Origin of the sequence: Mycobacterium sp. 050272 (genome assembly GCF_039023525.1) — a bacterium.
GTDB lineage: Bacteria > Actinomycetota > Actinomycetes > Mycobacteriales > Mycobacteriaceae > Mycobacterium.
On sequence record NZ_JBCHKV010000002.1, the window covers coordinates 216,011 to 233,217 of the forward strand.

The window sequence follows — 17,207 nt, forward strand, 5'->3', positions numbered from 1 at the left end:
GCTGCAAAGGTCAGAGCATCGAGCGGATCTCGCGGGGCAGCGCGAAGACCAGCGTCTCCTGGGCCGTCGTCACCGGCTGCACCACGTCAAAGCCGGCCTCGGCGAGGCGCTCCAGCACGCCGCGCACCAGCACCTCGGGAACCGACGCTCCGGAGGTGACCCCCACCGTCGTGACGCCCTCCAGCCAGGCCGGGTCGATGTCGTCGGCCCAGTCGACCAGGTAAGCGGCCGTCGCCCCGCCGCCCAGCGCCACTTCCACCAGCCGCACCGAGTTCGACGAATTACGGGACCCGACGACGATCACCAGCTCGCATTCCGGCGCCATCGCCTTGACCGCGACCTGACGGTTCTGGGTCGCATAGCAGATGTCGTCGCTGGGCGGATCCTGCAGCTTCGGAAAGCGTTGCCGCAACCGCTCGACGATCTCCATGGTCTCGTCCACCGACAGCGTGGTCTGCGACAGCCACACCACCTTGTTCTCGTCGCGGATCGTCACGTTGTCGACCGACGCCACCCCGTCGACCAGCTGCACATGGTCGGGCGCCTCGCCGGCGGTGCCGACGACCTCCTCGTGGCCCTCATGGCCGATCAGCAGGATGTCGTAGTCGTTGCGGGCGAAGCGCCGGGCCTCGTTGTGCACCTTGGTAACCAACGGGCAGGTGGCGTCGATGGTGTGCAGGTTGCGTTCGGCGGCCGCGGCGTGCACGGTCGGCGCCACCCCGTGGGCGGAGAACACCACGATGGCGCCCTCGGGGACCTGATCGGTCTCCTCGACGAACACCGCGCCGGCCTTTTCCAGGGTGTCGACGACGTGGCGGTTGTGCACGATCTCGTGGCGGACATAGACCGGGGCACCGTGCTTCTGCAACGCACGCTCGACCGTTTCGACGGCCCGATCCACACCCGCGCAGTAGCCACGGGGCTCGGCCAGCAACACGCGCTTACGGGCCGGATCGGCGGCTACCGAGCTGGACGCACCGGGAATCCCCATGTCGACAGTCGGTGGCATGTGCTCCAGGGTACGTTCCGCCGACACGGCGTCGCCAGCGCGCGGCGCTGGGCTTGGAGTTAGCCGTTGCTTAAGGCAATCTTGGACCCATGGCTTCTGCACCGTACGGAGTTCGGCTACTGGTCGGCGCGGCGACAGTCGCCGTCGAAGAGACCATCAGACTGCCGAAGACCATCCTGATGTACCCGATGACATTGGCCAGTGAGGTCGCTCACATCGTGATGCGGTTTCAGCAGAATCTCGCGGAGCTGGTGATCAAGGGGGATTCCACCCTGGAATCCATATTTCCCCCCAAAGACGAAAAGCCGGAATGGGCAACGTTCGACGAGGACACCGAAGCCGCCTTGGACAACTCGGGCGGAAGTTTCGCCGAATTGCCCGACGGCGCCGGCGGCGATCGCCGGGCCGAAGGGCGGTTCGCGCTGTACTCGGTGGCCGAGGCGCACGAAGACGCCAGCGCGCTGGTCAAGCCCACCGGGCAGGCGAAGAAGTCAACGGCTGACACGGAAGTTCCGGAGCCGTCGGTGGCAGCCGAACTCGACTATCAGGCGCTGACACTGGCCCAGCTGCGGGCCCGGGTGCAGTCGCTGAGCGTGGACGACCTCGAAGCTCTGCTGACCTACGAGCAAGCCACCAAGGCCCGGGCACCGTTTCAGACGTTGCTGGCCAACAGGATCACCCGCGCGTCCGCGAAGTGACCCGGTCGGCGAATTCGGAGGCGAACTCGGCGGAGAACCCGTTCCCGGTTCGCGCCGTCGCGATCCGGGTTGCGGGCTGGATCGACAAGCTCGGAACCGTATGGGTTGAAGGACAATTGGCCCAGGTCAACATTCGGGCCGACTCCAAGACCGTGTTCATGGTGCTGCGCGACCCGGCCGCCGACATGTCGCTGACCGTGACGTGTCCGCGGGACCTGGTAACCAACGCACCGGTGAAGTTGGTCGAGGGCACCCAGGTGGTGGTCTGCGGAAAGCCCTCGTTCTACACGGGGCGTGGCACATTCTCGTTGCGGCTGACCGAGATTCGCGCCGTCGGCGTCGGCGAGCTACTGGCCCGCATCGAACGGTTGCGCCGGCTACTGGACGCCGAGGGCCTGTTCGACCCGAGACTAAAACGCCCAATCCCTTTCCTGCCGAACATGATTGGGTTGATAACCGGCCGAGCCAGTGCCGCCGAGCGCGACGTGACGACGGTGGCCGGAACCCGCTGGCCCGCAGTGCGTTTCGCGGTGCGCAACACCGCCGTGCAGGGGCCCAACGCGGTCGCCCAGATCGTCGAAGCGCTGCTAGAACTCGATCGGCACGTCGAAGTCGACGTGATCGTACTGGCCCGCGGCGGCGGCAGCGTCGAGGACCTGCTGCCGTTCTCCGACGAGACCCTGTGCCGCGCGATCGCGGCCTGCCGTACGCCGGTGATCAGCGCCGTCGGCCATGAGCCCGACAACCCGCTCTGCGACCTGGTCGCCGATCTACGTGCGGCCACCCCGACGGACGCGGCCAAGAGGGTGGTCCCGGACACCGCCGCGGAGCAGCGAGGGATTGCCGACCTGCGCCGGCGCAGCGCCCAGGCCCTGCGCAATTGGGTGTCGCGCGAACAGCGCGCGCTGGCTCAGTTGCGCAGCCGCCCGGTGCTGGCCGAGCCGCTGGCGGCGCTGACCGCTCGCACCGAGGAGATCCACCGCGCCCGCTCGGCGGTACGCCGCGACATCACCCGGTTGGTCGCCGCCGAATCCGATCGCGTCGGCCACCTGGCCGCGCGGCTGGCCACGCTGGGCCCGGCCGCGACCCTGGCCCGTGGGTACGCGGTGGTGCAGGCCGTTCCGGTAGACGGCTCCCCGGACGCCATGCACGTGCTGCGCTCGGTCGACGAGGCACCGGCCGGCACCAGGCTGCGGGTGCGCGTTTCCGACGGCGCCGTAGCGGCGGTGAGTGAGGGACTGACCGATGGTCGATGACAAAGGCGACGGTGTGGACCAGGCAGAGGCCGAATTGGTTACGCCCATTAGTCAACTTGGCTATGAATCTTGCCGCGACGAGCTAATCGAAGTCGTGCGCCTTCTCGAGCAGGGCGGGCTGGACCTCGATGAGTCGCTGAAGCTGTGGGAAAGAGGCGAACAGCTGGCTAAACGATGCGAAGAGCACTTAGCTGGCGCCCGCAAGCGAGTGGAGCAGGCCCTGGCGGCCGGACAGAGCGACGAGACATAGATCGAACCGTCTATGCAAAGTGAATTGACCGGTATTTGCAAAACTGTAACGTGTTTCAGTTATCCTGTCCGGCATGGGTGACCCTTCACTGACAACCGAACTTGGCCGCGTCCTGGTCACCGGCGGCTCCGGGTTTGTCGGCGCCAACCTGGTGACCACCTTGCTCGACCGCGGATACTCGGTACGTTCCTTCGACCGCGCGCCCTCGCCACTTCCCCCGCACTCGCACCTGGAAGTGCTGCAGGGCGACATCACCGACAAGAATGTCTGCGCGCAGGCCGTCGACGGCATCGACACGATTTTCCACACCGCGGCGATCATCGAGCTGATGGGCGGCTCGTCGGTGACCGACGAATACCGTCAGCGCAGCTTTGCGATCAACGTCGGCGGCACGCAGAACCTGGTGGAAGCAGGGCGCGCCGCGGGCGTGCAGCGGTTCGTCTACACGTCGTCCAACAGCGTCGTGATGGGCGGCCAGCCCATCGTCGGCGGTGACGAAACCCTGCCCTACACCACGCGGTTCAACGACCTCTACACCGAGACCAAGGTCGTCGCCGAGCGATTCGTGTTGTCCCAGAACGGCGTTGACGGCATGCTCACGTGCGCGATCCGACCCAGTGGCATCTGGGGCCGCGGCGACCAGACGATGTTCCGCAAGCTATTTGAGAGCGTGATCGCCGGCCACGTCAAGGTGCTGATCGGTCGCAAGTCGGCACGACTGGATAACTCCTACGTGCACAACCTGATTCACGGCTTCATTCTGGCCGCTCAGCATCTGGTGCCCGGTGGCACCGCGCCCGGTCAGGCGTACTTCATCAACGATGACGACCCGATCAACATGTTTGAGTTCGCCCGGCCGGTAGTGGAAGCGTGCGGGCAGCCCTGGCCGCGAATTCGGGTCAACGGCCCCATTGTCCGGGCGGCGATGACCGGCTGGCAGCGGTTGCATTTCCGGTTCGGAATTCCCGCGCCACTACTGGAGCCGTTGGCCGTCGAGCGGCTCTACCTGGACAACTTCTTCTCGGTCGCCAAGGCGTCTCGCGACCTCGGCTACCAGCCGCTGTTCACCACCGAGAAGGCACTGGATGAGTGCCTGCCCTACTACGTCGAGATGTTCGGCCAGATGAAGAGGCAGGCCGAGGCGGCCAAACGCTAGCTTTCGGCGGCCGCTCACCTGGCCCGGCGGCAAAGACTGTGTGCGAATTCGTGACTGTGGATAAGGGCGCGGGGCGCGGTACGCGCGGCCGATATTTGTCGTACCCCGGTGCAAGGATGTTGTTATGTCTTCGACCACTTCGTCTCCGGCGGCGATGATCCCGGTCGATCGTCTTGGGGTGTTGTTTGAGGAGTTGGCGGAGTTGGCGGGTCAGCGCAATGCCCTTGATGGGCGGATCGTGCAGATCGCCGCGGAGATCGAGCGTGACGAGTTGTGCGGGGCGACGGGGGCGCGGTCGGTGGCGGCGTTGCTGGGCTGGAAGCTCGCCCTGTCCTCGGCCAATGCCCACACGATCACCACCGTCGCGCGCCGGCTCGAGGAGTTTCCGCGCTGCGCGGCGGGCATGGCCGAGGGTCGGCTGTCGCTGGATCAGGTCGGGGTGATCGCCGCACGGGCGGGTGCGGGATCCGATGAGCACTATGCGGCGCTGGCCGCGGTCGCCACGGTTAGCCAGTTGCGTACCGCGGTCAAGCTGGAACCGCGACCCGACCCCGAGCCCGAACGCCCCGAACCGGCGCCCTCGATCACCCAGACTTCCGATGAACATTTCAGCTGCTACCGGATCCGGCTTCCGCACCTGGATGCCGCGAAATTCGATGCCGCCCTGGCGTCGCATCGTGAGGCGCTGTTCGCCGAGTGGAAGCGTGATCACGGCGACAGCACCGCCGCGGACCGGCCCCCGCTGCCGAACGCCATCGACGCGTTGATGCGCCTGGTGGAGGCCGGCTGGGACGCCGAAGCGGCCCGCCGCCCGCACGGGCAGCACACCACCGTGGTCGTGCACCTCGACGTCAAAGAGCGGGCCGCCGCGCTGCATCTGGGTCCGCTGCTGTCCGACGCCGAACGCCACTACCTGACCTGTGATGCCACCTGCGAAGTCTGGTTCCAACGCGACGGCGAGGTCCTCGGCGCCGGGCGCACCACCCGGGTCATCAACCGCCGGCTGCGTCGGGCCCTTGAGCACCGCGACCGAACGTGCGCAGTTCCCGGCTGTGGGGCCACCCGGGGTTTGCACGCCCACCACATCGTGCACTGGGAAGACGGCGGCCCCACCGAACTAGCCAACCTGGTGCTGCTCTGCCCCTACCACCACCGCTCCCACCACCGCGGCCTAATCACCATCACCGGACCCGCCGACCACCTCACCATCACCGACGAGGACGGCCGGCCACTGAGCGCAGGATCGCTCGCACGCCCACCCACCCAACCCCCACCCGACGTCCCACCGTGCCCCGGACCCACCGGCGAACGCGCCGACTGGTGGTGGTACGACCCCTTCCAACCCCAACCACCACCGACCTCCAACTAGGTCGGCCGTAAGTCTGGTGATCAAACCGGTTGAGGCAGGCAGCAATTCGTTCCGGCCCGTGCAACACCTCGCCGGTATGCGCACTAACCTGAACCAGTGGGTGGCGTTACCAGCAGTCCGGAAAGCCCGGCCGTAATGGCCAAAGCCGCCGCCACACAGGCAGCCAAGGCTAAGGTTCAGCTCAACGGCGACGTGGAGGGCGGCGGGTTGGCATGAACACCGAATTCACGCTCACTCAAAAGCGTGCGCTGGCGGTAATCACATTGATCGCGCTGCTGTTCGGCGCGTACTTCCTGCGCGACTATTTCGTGCTGATCGTGGTGGCCGCAGTCGGCGCGTATTTGTTCACGCCACTGTTCAATTGGTTCAACAAGCGTTTCGGCACCGGCCTGTCGGCAACCTTCACGTTGTTGTCGGCGCTCGCGATGGTAATCGTGCCGGTTGGTCTGTTCATCGTGCTGGCCGTCGTCCAGGTCTCCCGGATGATCGACAGCATTTCCGGGTGGGTCAAGACCACCGACCTCAGCGGGCTCGGTGACAAAGTCCTGCACATCGTCAACGATCTGGCGGCTCGAGTTCCGTTCCTGCACATCACGATTAATGCGGAGATGCTGCGAAAGGCGATGGTCACCGGCGCGCAGAATATCGGGCAGGGACTGCTGCACGCCTTACAGGGTGCTGCGGGAAGCGCCTTCGGCGCCATTACGAACGGGATCATCTTTCTCTACCTTTTTCTCGCGCTGCTGGTGCATCGAGAAAGGTTGCGCTCGTTGATCGGTCAGCTCAACCCGCTGGGCGAGGAAGTCACGGATCTGTACCTGAAGAAGACCGGTGCGATGGTGCGCGGCACCGTGTTCGGCCAGTTCGTCATCGCGTTGTGCCAAGGTGTCGCGGGTGCCGGGTCGATCTACATCGCCGGATTCCACCACGGCTTCTTCATTTTCGCGATTCTGCTCACCGCGCTGTCGATCATCCCGCTAGGCGGTGGCATCGTGACGATCCCGTTCGGTATCGGAATGATCTTCTACGGCAACATCGTCGGCGGGGCGTTCGTGATTTTGTGGCATCTGGTGGTGGTCACCAACATCGACAACTTCTTGCGCCCCGTTCTGGTGCCGCGCGATGCCCGGTTGAATCCGGCGCTGATGCTGCTGTCAGTGTTCGCCGGCATCGCCATGTTCGGACCCTGGGGCATCGTCATCGGCCCGGTGCTGATGATCCTGATCGTGACGACACTCGACGTCTACCTGGCGGTCTATCAGGGCGTCGAGCTGGTGAACCCGGACGACGACCCACCCGCGCGCCGCGGCTGGCTGCCACGCCGCACGGGCAACAAGCCGGGAGTTAAGTCAGCCGCTCAGTGAGGAATTCGACGACCCGCTTGCGGGCCTCGTACGCCGGATGGCCGTCGACTTCGCGAACCTCGGACGTCAGCACCGAATGCGCCGACTTTGCGAAGCCGTGTGCGTTGCCGGGGCTCGAGTCGATCTCAATCACCTCGAACGCGTCGCCGAGGCGCTGCTTGAGCGCCGCGAACCGTTCGGCGGGCACCACCGGATCCTCGCTGAAACGCAGGCCCATGGCGCACAGACCTTCATCGGCCGCACGACGGGCGACGACCGCCAGCTCCGACTCACTCAGGCCCGGATCGCTGCGCCGCGTCCGGCCGAGTGGAAACGGCACCGACGGTTGGCTGAGCACCGGCGCCAGCACGCTGTCGTCGACGGCGGCGGCCAGCGCGAAGCCTCCGGTGAAACACTCGCCGATCACGCCGACGCCCTTGCTTGCGGTCGACGCCTTGAGATCACGGGCCAGCGCACGCAGAAACTGCGACACCGGCCGCTCCTTGTTCGTCGCAAAGGCCGCGAATTCCTTTGCCACACAAGTCCGCGCGATGACCTCCACGATGGACCCGGTCGTCTTGGCTCTGCCCGGCACCCCGAACAGCGACGGGATGGCGACGGTGAATCCGTTGTCCACCAAGTGATTGCCCAGGCCCAGCACCCCGGGATGGATCCCGGGTATCTCGGGAATCAACACCACCCCGGGCCCGGCACCCTTGCGGTAGACGTCATGGGTGTAGCCGCCACCGGTGAACGGTGCCACCACCCATCCGGACAAATCCGCTTCGGGTGCGTTCACGCGCGTCGCTCCTATCGGCTGGTCGGCAGGGGCGACTGCGACTGCGTCGCCGCCGCCAGCGTACGGAACTGATCGGTGTTTCCGGCACCCGTGATCGCGATCTGGGTGGTTCCGCCCGGGCTGGTCAGCCTGGTGGTCCAGACCGGCTCGGCGTCGGCACCGCTGTCACCGGAACCGCGATAGACGACCCAGTTCGTGCCCCCGACGTCGACCGTTCCCGTCGGATACGCCGACGGATGGATCGAGCCGACCAGCTTGTCCTCGTCGGCGTTGCTCTGCGTCAGGCTCAGATACATTCCGGTGGGACCGATGTACCCCACCGTCGAGGTGGCCGCGGCCAGGCGCTGACCATTGGACATGCGCCCGTTCTCGATGCCGCCGCGGCCGCCGGAGTTGGGCTGCCAGCCCTCGGGCAGCCGCGGCATCCGGATCGGAAAGCCCAGCGTCTGAGCATCCGCACGCAGGGCAGACGCTGCGTCGTACGACGGAATCGCGCCCTTGTTCGGCCCGGTCGGCTGGAACGAACACATCCCGACCAGGCCGGCCAGCAGGATGCATCCGATCACCAACGGCACCAGCGACCAGAACATGTCGCGGCCGTCCTGTAACAACCGGGGTTTGGCCGGCCTGGCCGCCGGCACCGGCTCACCGGCCTTCTCGGCGTCGGGCTGCTCGTCGATCACCCCACGAGTATCCCAGCCCGCCGTGGGCAGCCACAGCCCAGATCCAGCGGACCGATCAGCTTCTGGGAGAATCAGCAACCATGACAGCATCGGGCGGATCCGGTTCGTCTTCGACCGCTACCGCGGGCTCCGACCCGCAGGTACGGGCACGTCGCGAGGCCCCAGACCGCAACCTGGCCCTGGAACTGGTCCGGGTCACTGAGGCCGGCGCGATGGCCGCCGGCCGCTGGGTCGGCCGTGGCGACAAGGAGGGCGGCGACGGTGCGGCCGTCGACGCGATCCGTGAACTGGTCAACTCGGTGTCCATGCGCGGGGTCGTCGTCATCGGAGAAGGCGAAAAAGACGAAGCGCCGATGCTCTACAACGGCGAGGAGGTCGGCAACGGCGACGGACCGGACTGCGACTTCGCCGTGGACCCGGTGGATGGCACCACGCTGATGAGCAAGGGCATGCCCAACGCCATCTCGGTGCTGGCGGTGGCCGACCGCGGAGCGATGTTCGACCCGTCGGCGGTGTTCTATATGAACAAGATCGCCGTCGGGCCCGAAGCCGCCCACGTGCTGGACATCACCGCGCCGATCGCCGACAACATCCGCGCGGTCGCCAAGGTCAAGGATCTTTCGGTGCGGGACATGACGGTGTGCATCCTGGACCGGCCGCGGCACAGTCAGCTCATCGAAGACGCCCGCTCCACCGGTGCCCGCATCCGGCTGATCACCGACGGCGACGTCGCCGGGGCCATCTCGGCGTGTCGGCCCCAATCGGGAACCGACATGCTGGCCGGCATCGGCGGCACCCCGGAAGGGATCATCGCCGCCGCGGCGATCCGCTGCATGGGCGGAGCCATCCAGGCGCAACTGGCGCCACGCGACGACGCCGAACGCCGCAAGGCGCTCGACGCCGGCTACGACCTGGACCAGATCCTGACCACCGAGGATCTGGTGTCCGGCGAGAACGTATTCTTCTGCGCCACCGGGGTCACCGACGGCGATCTGCTCAAGGGTGTCCGGTACTACCCCGGCGGTTGCACCACCCAATCGATCGTGATGCGGTCCAAATCGGGAACCGTCCGCATGATCGAGGCCTACCACCGGCTTTCGAAGCTCAACGAATACTCCGCGATCGACTTCACCGGCGACAGCACCGCTGCCTACCCCCTGCCGTAACCGCGATTAGCACACCCCAACGAAGAGGAACTAATTCATGGCCGAAAGCGCCGAATATCGCATCGAGCACGACACCATGGGCGAGGTACGTGTACCCGCAAAAGCGTTGTGGCGAGCGCAAACCCAGCGCGCTGTGGAGAACTTTCCGATTTCGGGCCGGGGCCTCGAGCGCACTCAGATCCGCGCGTTGGGCCTGCTGAAGGGCGCCTGCGCTCAGGTCAACTGCGACCTCGGGCTGCTGGCGCCGGAGAAGGCCGATGCGATCATCGCCGCGGCGGCCGAGATCGCCGATGGCAAACACGACGACCAGTTCCCGATCGACGTCTTCCAGACGGGCTCGGGCACCAGCTCCAACATGAACACCAATGAAGTGATCGCGTCCATCGCGGCCGCCAACGGCGTCACGGTGCACCCCAACGACGACGTCAACATGTCGCAGTCGTCCAACGACACCTTCCCAACCGCCACCCATATCGCGGCGACCGAAGCCGCCGTGCGCCACCTGATCCCGGCGCTCGAAATACTGCACGACGCGCTCGCGACCAAGGCACGCGAGTGGCACACCGTGGTCAAGTCGGGCCGCACCCACCTGATGGACGCCGTCCCGGTCACCCTCGGCCAGGAATTCAGCGGCTACGCCCGGCAGATCGAGGCGGGGATCGAGCGGGTGCGCGCCACGCTGCCGCGCCTCGGCGAGCTGGCCATCGGCGGAACCGCGGTGGGTACCGGGCTCAACGCTCCCGACGGCTTCGGCGCCAAGGTGGTTGAGGCGCTGGTCGCGTCGACGGGTCTGGCCGAATTGCGCACGGCGACAAACTCTTTCGAGGCTCAGGCGGCGCGCGACGGACTGGTGGAGGCGTCCGGTGCGCTGCGCACCATCGCCGTGTCACTGACCAAGATCGCCAACGACATCCGCTGGATGGGGTCCGGGCCACTGACCGGTTTGGGCGAGATACAGCTGCCGGATCTGCAGCCGGGCAGCTCGATCATGCCGGGCAAGGTCAATCCGGTTCTGCCAGAGGCGGTTACGCAGGTGGCCGCCCAGGTGATCGGCAACGACGCCGCCGTCGCGGTGGGCGGTTTGTCGGGTGCGTTCGAACTCAACGTCTACATCCCGATGATGGCCCGCAACATCTTGGAATCGTTCAAGCTGCTGAGCAACGTGTCGAGGTTGTTCGCCGAGCGCTGCATCGTCGGCCTGAAGGCCAATGAAGGGCATCTGCGCGAGTTGGCGGAGTCGTCGCCGTCGATCGTGACCCCCTTGAACTCGGCCATCGGCTACGAGGAAGCCGCCGCCGTGGCCAAGCAAGCGCTCAAGGAGCGCAAGACGATCCGTCAGACCGTCATCGACCGCGGCCTGATCGGCGACAAGCTGTCGATCGACGAACTGGACCGCCGGCTAGACGTGCTGGCGATGGCCAAGGTCAAACCGGCGAAATAAAGTGGGGGTGGTTCTGCAATGACGGTTCCTCCAGGCGGTCCCTACGGGCAGGATCCGTACGGCGCGAATCCGTATGGGCAGGGCCCATATTGGGGCGGCCCACCGCAAGGCGGCCCTCCCCAAGGCGGCCCACCGCCGGGCGGCCCTCCCCCGTACCCGCCTGGCGGCCCTTACTCGGGGCCGCAGAGCGGTGCGTATCCCTACCCGCCGACCGGTCCGTTCACCAATCCCCAAGGCGGGATGGATCCTTCGTATCCGGGTCAGCCCTACGGTCAGCCCGGGGCACAGCAGTATCCCCCCGGCTGGCCGCCCGGCTCCTACCCACCGGGACCGCCGCCGAACGGGCCTCGGTCGAACATGCCGTGGCTGATCGTCGCCGGCATCGCGGTGCTGGGCGTCATCGCGCTGGTGGTGATCCTCGTCGTCAGCCTGAACAACGAGCCCAAAGGACCCAAAACCAATCCGTCGACGACGACCGCCGCGCCGACGTCGCAGCAGCCGGGTGGTTCCGGTCAGACCGCGAGCGATTGCACGCCCAATGTGTCCGGTGGCGATAAGCCCGCGGGCGGCGCGCCGATCAAGGCGGGTAAGTTGTCGTTTCCGGCCACCGCGGCACCCGGATGGATGCCGTTCTCGGATGACCAGACCCCGAATCTCATTGGCGCAGTGGGGCTAGCGCAGGAGGTGCCCGGCGCCAGCCAGTGGGTGATGCAGGCCGAGGTCGCGATCACCAACTTCGTTCCCAGCATGGACGTCAGCACGCAGGCCGCGAAGTTGATGAATTGCGTGGCCGAAGGCCCCGGCTATTCGAACGCCTCACCGACGCTGGGTCCGATCAAGAAGTCGTCGATCACGGTTGAGGGGATCAAGGCAGCCCGGGTGGACGCCGATGTCACGATCGCCGACCCCGCCCGCAAGGTGAAGGGCGACTCCGTGGTCATCATCGCGGTCGACACCAAGCCGGTCACCATCTTCCTGGGCGCAACGCCGATCGGTGATTCCGCCTCGGCCGGGCTGCTCAGCCAGGTGATCGGATCGCTGAAGGTCTCCAAGTAAGGCGGTTTCAGGCGGGCGCCGACACATGGGTGGCTTCGGAGCGGCCGCGCAGCACGGTGGAATAGCACTGGACCCAGTGACCCCGTTCGGCCTCGACGGCCCGGTCGATGGCCGCCGCCGAGCACAGGATGCGCCGATCCGAAGTCTTGGCCAGATCAGCCAGGCGTGCGGCTTCGTTGACCGCATCTCCGATTACCGTGTATTCATACCGGTTCTCGGCGCCGATGTTGCCAGCGAAGACCCGGCCCGCCGACACCCCGATACCGAAATCCACGGGGAGGCGCCGCAGTTGGGTCCCCAGCGTGCGCGCCGTGGCCAGTGCCGCCGATGACGGCTCGCCGGTGTGCAGCGGTACCCCGAAGATCGCCAGCGCGGCGTCGCCCGCGAATTTGTTGATCAGGCCGCCGTGCTCGTCGACGGCGTCGACCACGATGCGGAAAAAGTCGTTGAGCACGTCGGCAACCTCTTGGGGCGGACGGCTTTCCGCGAGCTGAGTCGAACCCACCAGATCGATGAACAGCACCGCCGCCTCGGCCACATCGCCCGACAGCGACGCACCCTCCTCGATCGCGCGCTGGGCGACGTCGGCCCCCACGTGACGACCGAACAGGTCGCGTAGCCGGTCACGCTCGGCGAGACCGGCCACCATGCGGTTGAATCCCGTTTGTAGGCGTCCGATTTGGGATCGCTCGTACGCACCGACGGTGGTGTCGATGTTGCCGCGCTCGACCTGAGCCATCGCGTCGACGACTTCGCCGATCGGGTCCGAAATCGATCGCGACGTCAGGATCATCGTGGGCAGCCCGAGCAGCAGCGCGGCCAGTGACACCACCAGGATCGGCACCTCCAGCGATGCGGATTTTTGAATCAGCCAACCGTAGGTGCGCAGCACCACCAGCGTTGCGATGACGCCGACCGGAAGTGCGCTCACCAGAAACCAGAGCATGACCAGTCGTGCGAACACGCCGGGCACCGCCAACCGGGGCTCGAGCCCCCGGGTCGCCGCGCCCATGATGGGGCGCAGGGTCCGTTGCGCGAGCAGCATCCCGGTGCCCGCGGCGGCGGGCGCGCCGAGCGCCACCCCGAGCGCCATTGGAAGCAACAGGGCGGGGCCGCCGCCGAGGTTGAGTAACACGAAGATGCCCCCGGCTGCACCCCAGGCCGCCACCAGGATGGCCGTCTGCCGTCCGGCCAGCCGCATCGCGACTTCCCGTTGCGCGGTGGTGGGTTCCTGGCCGGCGGCATACCAGCGCGCTGTGGGAAGGAGGCTGAACACCGCGGCCACCGCGACGCCGACGATGCCCAGGACCACTAGCGTCACCACGATCGCGGTGTCTTTCTGCGCAAAGACGACGCTGGTGGCCGCGGACGTGTGTCCCCGCAGTGGAATCAGGATGGCGGCGACGTCGATGACGGCGATGAGGTAGGACAGGGAAAGGTCGACCGCGTACTCGATCAACAGTCTGCGGGCCGACTTGCGCTGCGGCGCCTCGGATATCGCCGCGGGCTCGCGCGATTCTCGCGCCTGCCGCCCGTCCGCTGTGCTCACCCTCTAAAGGTAGCCGCGCGGAGCTCACGCACCGTTGTTCGGCCCACCCGAGTTCTGGCCCGGGATGTCGGTGATCGGGAAGTTCGGCATCGGCTTGGGTGACGGGGTGTTGGGCAGCGTCGGAATGTCGGCGGGCGGGATGTCGTGCAGCTCGTTGACCGGCGGCCCGTTCTCCCGGCTGCCGTAGCTGCTGCCGGGCGCCCGCGGCCCTAACAGTTCGCTGACCGTGACCAGGTGATAGCCGTTGGCTTTGAGCACCGGGATGAACTGGTACACCAGGTCAACGGTGCTCGAGTAGGTGTCGTGGAACAGCACCACCGAGCCGGGCTTGATGTAGGTCATCAGCATGTACCGAGTCGCGGCGGTGTTCGAATCGTTTGCCCAATCGAAAGGGATGACATCCCAAAGGATTTCGGCTAGCCCATAGCGGGCGGCGGTCTGGCGCACGTCGGGGGTGGACAGCCCGCCGGCCGGACGATACAGCGTCGGGGTTCGCCCGGTCGCGGCGTTGATCGCGTCGTTGGCCTTGGCGAACTGGGCGGCGACGTCTTCGGGCGGGATGGTCGTCATGTTGGGGTGTTCCCAGGTGTGGTTGCCGATTTCCATGCCCGCGTCGGCGACGCGCTTGGCACCGGCCGGATTGGCGGCCACCTTGTTGCCGATCTCGAAGAAGGTGGCCTTGGCGTCGGCGTCCTTCAGGACTTGCAGCAGGCGCTCGTCGAACGGGCTCGGCCCGTCGTCGAACGTGAGCGCGACACACTTGACCACCGTGCAGCTCAGATTGTCGGCGCGCGTCACGTGGCCGGTCAGGCCGCCGATCACCAGCACCGCACCGGCGGCCACGACTCCGAACACGGTCCGCCAGTAGCGCCAGGCCTGGTTGTCGGGTCGTTTGCGCACTGTAAAAGCTTACTCACCCTCGACTGTGCAACCTGGGCGTCGAGTGTGCATCCAGGGCGCCCTGGATGCACACTCGAGTCGGAAAAGTCCGCGTCAGTGCGGCCCGGCGATCTCCTCGAGCATCTCGGTGACCAGCGCGGCGATCGGCGACCGCTCGCTGCGCAGCAAGGTGATGTGCGCGAACAGCGGGTGCCCCTTGAGCTTCTCGATCACGGCCGCGACACCGTCATGGCGGCCCACCCGCAGGTTGTCGCGCTGGGCGATGTCGTGGGTGAGCACCACGCGTGACCCGGTGCCCAGCCTGGACAGCACGGTCAGCAAGACGTTGCGTTCCAGCGACTGCGCCTCGTCGACGATCACGAACGAGTCGTGCAGCGAGCGTCCGCGAATGTGGGTCAGCGGCAGCACCTCGAGCATGCCGCGCGACAGCACCTCCTCGAGGACGGCCGGACTGGCCAGGCCTTCCAGGGTGTCGAAGACCGCCTGCGCCCAGGGGCCCATCTTCTCGCTCTCGCTGCCGGGCAGGTAGCCCAGCTCCTGGCCGCCCACGGCGTACAGCGGACGGAAGACCACGACTTTGCGCTGGGTCCGCCGTTCCAGCACCGCCTCGAGGCCGGCACACAGGGCCAACGCCGACTTGCCGGTTCCGGCCTTGCCGCCCAGCGACACGATGCCCACCGACTCGTCGAGCAGCAGGTCGAGCGCGACGCGCTGCTCGGCGGAGCGCCCGCGCAGCCCGAACACCTCGCGGTCACCGCGAACCAGCTGCACGCGTTTGGCCGCCGTCACCCGCCCCAGCGCGTGCGAGCTGCCGCCCAGCAGTCGAATTCCGGTGTGGCACGGGAGGTCTCGCGCTTCGACCAGATCGATCTCGCCGTCGGCGAAGAGCGCGTCGATGTCCTCGGCCGCGGTCTCGATCTCCTGCATCCCCGACCAGCCGGAGGCCACCACGTCTTGTGCGTGGTACTCGTCGGCGGCCAGGCCCACCGCGGCGGCCTTGACGCGCAGTGGAATGTCCTTGCTGACCAGCGTCACCCGCTTGCCTTCGGCGGCGAGGTTGGCCGCGCAGCTCAGGATTCGGGAGTCGTTACTCTCGGTCCGGAAACCGGCCGGCAGCACGCTCGGATCGGTGTGGTTGAGCTCGACGTGCAGCGTACCGCCTTGTGTCCCAACTGGAATGGGCTGATCCAGCCGCCCGTGCTCCAGGCGCAGATCGTCGAACAGTCGTAGCGACTGTCGAGCAAACCATCCCAACTCATGGTGGTGGCGTTTAGCCTCCAGTTCGCTGATCACCACCAGCGGAACCACCACCTCGTGTTCGGCGAACCGACTACATGCCCACGGGTCGGACAGCAGCACGGAAGTGTCGATCACGTAGGTCCGGATTTCGGTCACGTAACGCTCCTCGAGCGGGATAAGCCCGCGCGGACCCGCACAGGCATGTCGGCGGGAACTGCGACACCAGGACCGGGGCCGGTCCTTCCCGTTGTGGTGACGGAGGTGCCGCCCTGGCAGCTGAGCAAGACGCTGACCATCGAGAATGACGCTACTCTCGTCGCCGCTTCGCAGCAGCGCAGGCGCGCCGACGCCGAGATGTGATGAGGACCGCGAGCCGTGTGGACCCTCGTGACGGCCGGCTTAGCCGGCGACGAACTGCCGCAGTCTGGGCTCGTCAGCGACGCCCCAGTCGGTGATGCGGTCGGCGATCGCCTGGCGCAGATCGGCGGGCCCGAAAATTCCGGCCGCCTCGACGTTGCGCACCTTGTCCTGGTAGGCGCGGATGTCGGCACCCACGACCTGCAGTTCGGCCGCGCGCTTGGCGATCGCGTCGATCGTCTCGTCGCGGGTGTACGTCAGGCAGTGCGCGACGAGGTTGGAGAAGAACAGCTCGTGGCGCACCTCGTCGCGGTAGATCCGGTCGACGAGCCCGGCCAGAATCGGCTCCTCGAGCTTGGCGGCCAGATTGCGGCAGTAGACGGCGTGGGTGCGCTCGGTCAACGCCATGTACACCAGGGTCTCCACCTGGGTGTAGTGGTCGGCACGATAACCCTGCATCAGGTACTCGACGCGGGCCTCTTCGTTGGCGGTGGGATCGACCTCACGGGTCACCACCAGGTATTCGCGCAGCGCGATGGCGTGCAGATGCTCCTCGGCGGTCCAACGGCCCAGCCAGCGGCCCCACCAGTCCTCGAGAATGAAGTGCTCGACGAGCTCACGGTGGTGAGCGGCCAGGTCATCCTTGAGCAGCAGCAGGATCTCGCAGGCGTCGGTGAATTCCCGGGGCAGCGTCATGCTGGACGGGTCCCAGTCGCGTCCGCCGAGGAAGGCGAAGTTCTCGCCCCGGTCGAACGGTACGTAGTCGTGGGCGAACCAGATGTCGTCGGTGGACAGGTGACGGTCCATTTCGGCCTCGACGACCGGCTCGAGTTCCTGGGTCAGCGCATTAGCGACAGGTTTCTGTGCCATGCGGTTACTGTAACCGATCGACACAGGTTAAATAAAGCGGCCGCGCCGTGTCGCGGCCCACGAGCG

Annotated in this window: 17 protein-coding genes; 10 read left to right on the top strand and 7 right to left on the bottom strand. The window is 66.7% G+C overall.

The features are described 5' to 3' along the window. Positions 1-10: 10 nt before the first annotated feature. Positions 11-1,009: a 4-hydroxy-3-methylbut-2-enyl diphosphate reductase gene (locus AAHS21_RS05785; RefSeq protein WP_342926750.1), complete on the bottom strand. Its 999-nt coding sequence runs from the start codon at positions 1,007-1,009 to the stop codon at positions 11-13. An 89-nt stretch (positions 1,010-1,098) separates the two neighbouring features. On the opposite strand from AAHS21_RS05785, the gene AAHS21_RS05790 reads away from it, so the two are divergent. The 6 genes from AAHS21_RS05790 (at position 1,099) to AAHS21_RS05815 (ending at position 7,102) form a co-directional block, all read left to right on the top strand. Further along, entirely contained in the window at positions 1,099-1,707 is a 609-nt protein-coding gene (locus tag AAHS21_RS05790; RefSeq protein WP_342926751.1) for a lipid droplet-associated protein, read from the top strand. Then, a complete protein-coding gene (xseA, locus tag AAHS21_RS05795) occupies positions 1,704-2,963 on the top strand; it encodes an exodeoxyribonuclease VII large subunit (RefSeq protein WP_342926752.1) in 1,260 nt (419 codons plus the stop codon). The genes AAHS21_RS05790 and xseA overlap by 4 nt, the downstream gene beginning before the upstream one ends. Next, positions 2,953-3,213 (top strand): exodeoxyribonuclease VII small subunit, encoded by a 261-nt coding sequence (locus AAHS21_RS05800; protein ID WP_342926753.1) that lies wholly within the window; start codon positions 2,953-2,955, stop codon positions 3,211-3,213. Before xseA ends, AAHS21_RS05800 begins: the two co-directional genes overlap by 11 nt. Positions 3,214-3,274: 61 nt before the next feature. Continuing rightward, positions 3,275-4,369 (top strand): NAD-dependent epimerase/dehydratase family protein, encoded by a 1,095-nt coding sequence (locus AAHS21_RS05805; RefSeq protein ID WP_342927094.1) that lies wholly within the window; start codon positions 3,275-3,277, stop codon positions 4,367-4,369. A gap of 124 nt (positions 4,370-4,493) precedes the next feature. Then, positions 4,494-5,738, top strand: coding sequence for an HNH endonuclease signature motif containing protein (locus AAHS21_RS05810; RefSeq protein WP_342926754.1), 1,245 nt, complete (start codon positions 4,494-4,496; stop codon positions 5,736-5,738). A gap of 212 nt (positions 5,739-5,950) precedes the next feature. Continuing rightward, positions 5,951-7,102 (top strand): AI-2E family transporter, encoded by a 1,152-nt coding sequence (locus AAHS21_RS05815; RefSeq protein ID WP_342926755.1) that lies wholly within the window; start codon positions 5,951-5,953, stop codon positions 7,100-7,102. On the opposite strand, the gene AAHS21_RS05820 is transcribed toward AAHS21_RS05815, so the two are convergent. Next, positions 7,083-7,880, bottom strand: coding sequence for a dienelactone hydrolase family protein (locus AAHS21_RS05820; protein WP_096289779.1), 798 nt, complete (start codon positions 7,878-7,880; stop codon positions 7,083-7,085). The genes AAHS21_RS05815 and AAHS21_RS05820 overlap by 20 nt on opposite strands. Positions 7,881-7,891: 11 nt before the next feature. Next, on the bottom strand, positions 7,892-8,560 hold the full coding sequence (locus tag AAHS21_RS05825; RefSeq protein WP_342927095.1) for a DUF4245 domain-containing protein: 669 nt from the start codon (positions 8,558-8,560) through the stop codon (positions 7,892-7,894). An 83-nt stretch (positions 8,561-8,643) separates the two neighbouring features. On the opposite strand from AAHS21_RS05825, the gene glpX reads away from it, so the two are divergent. From glpX to AAHS21_RS05840, 3 genes are read left to right on the top strand one after another with little or no spacing between them, the layout of a single operon-like run. Continuing rightward, the gene (gene glpX / locus AAHS21_RS05830) at positions 8,644-9,729 is read left to right on the top strand and encodes a class II fructose-bisphosphatase (RefSeq protein WP_342926756.1); all 1,086 of its coding nucleotides are present in this window, start codon (positions 8,644-8,646) and stop codon (positions 9,727-9,729) included. A 37-nt stretch (positions 9,730-9,766) separates the two neighbouring features. Next, a complete protein-coding gene (locus tag AAHS21_RS05835) occupies positions 9,767-11,170 on the top strand; it encodes a class II fumarate hydratase (RefSeq protein WP_342926757.1) in 1,404 nt (467 codons plus the stop codon). A gap of 18 nt (positions 11,171-11,188) precedes the next feature. Then, on the top strand, positions 11,189-12,226 hold the full coding sequence (locus tag AAHS21_RS05840) for a hypothetical protein (protein ID WP_342926758.1): 1,038 nt from the start codon (positions 11,189-11,191) through the stop codon (positions 12,224-12,226). A 7-nt stretch (positions 12,227-12,233) separates the two neighbouring features. Here AAHS21_RS05840 and AAHS21_RS05845 read toward each other — a convergent pair whose 3' ends face one another. The 3 genes from AAHS21_RS05845 to AAHS21_RS05855 all read right to left on the bottom strand — a co-directional run bounded on the left by AAHS21_RS05845 (position 12,234) and on the right by AAHS21_RS05855 (position 16,070). Further along, positions 12,234-13,685 carry an adenylate/guanylate cyclase domain-containing protein gene (locus AAHS21_RS05845; RefSeq protein ID WP_342927096.1) on the bottom strand — a complete coding sequence of 484 codons (1,452 nt, stop codon included), beginning with the start codon at positions 13,683-13,685 and terminating at the stop codon, positions 12,234-12,236. Positions 13,686-13,799: 114 nt separating this feature from the next. Further along, entirely contained in the window at positions 13,800-14,675 is an 876-nt protein-coding gene (locus AAHS21_RS05850; protein ID WP_342926759.1) for a polysaccharide deacetylase family protein, read from the bottom strand. 93 nt (positions 14,676-14,768) lie between these two features. Beyond that, a complete protein-coding gene (locus AAHS21_RS05855; RefSeq protein ID WP_096289783.1) occupies positions 14,769-16,070 on the bottom strand; it encodes a PhoH family protein in 1,302 nt (433 codons plus the stop codon). A 45-nt stretch (positions 16,071-16,115) separates the two neighbouring features. Between AAHS21_RS05855 and AAHS21_RS05860 the strand changes: the two genes are divergently transcribed. Then, positions 16,116-16,274: a hypothetical protein gene (locus tag AAHS21_RS05860; protein ID WP_342926760.1), complete on the top strand. Its 159-nt coding sequence runs from the start codon at positions 16,116-16,118 to the stop codon at positions 16,272-16,274. A 39-nt stretch (positions 16,275-16,313) separates the two neighbouring features. Here AAHS21_RS05860 and AAHS21_RS05865 read toward each other — a convergent pair whose 3' ends face one another. Continuing rightward, entirely contained in the window at positions 16,314-17,141 is an 828-nt protein-coding gene (locus AAHS21_RS05865; RefSeq protein WP_342926761.1) for an acyl-ACP desaturase, read from the bottom strand. Positions 17,142-17,207: the final 66 nt, after the last annotated feature.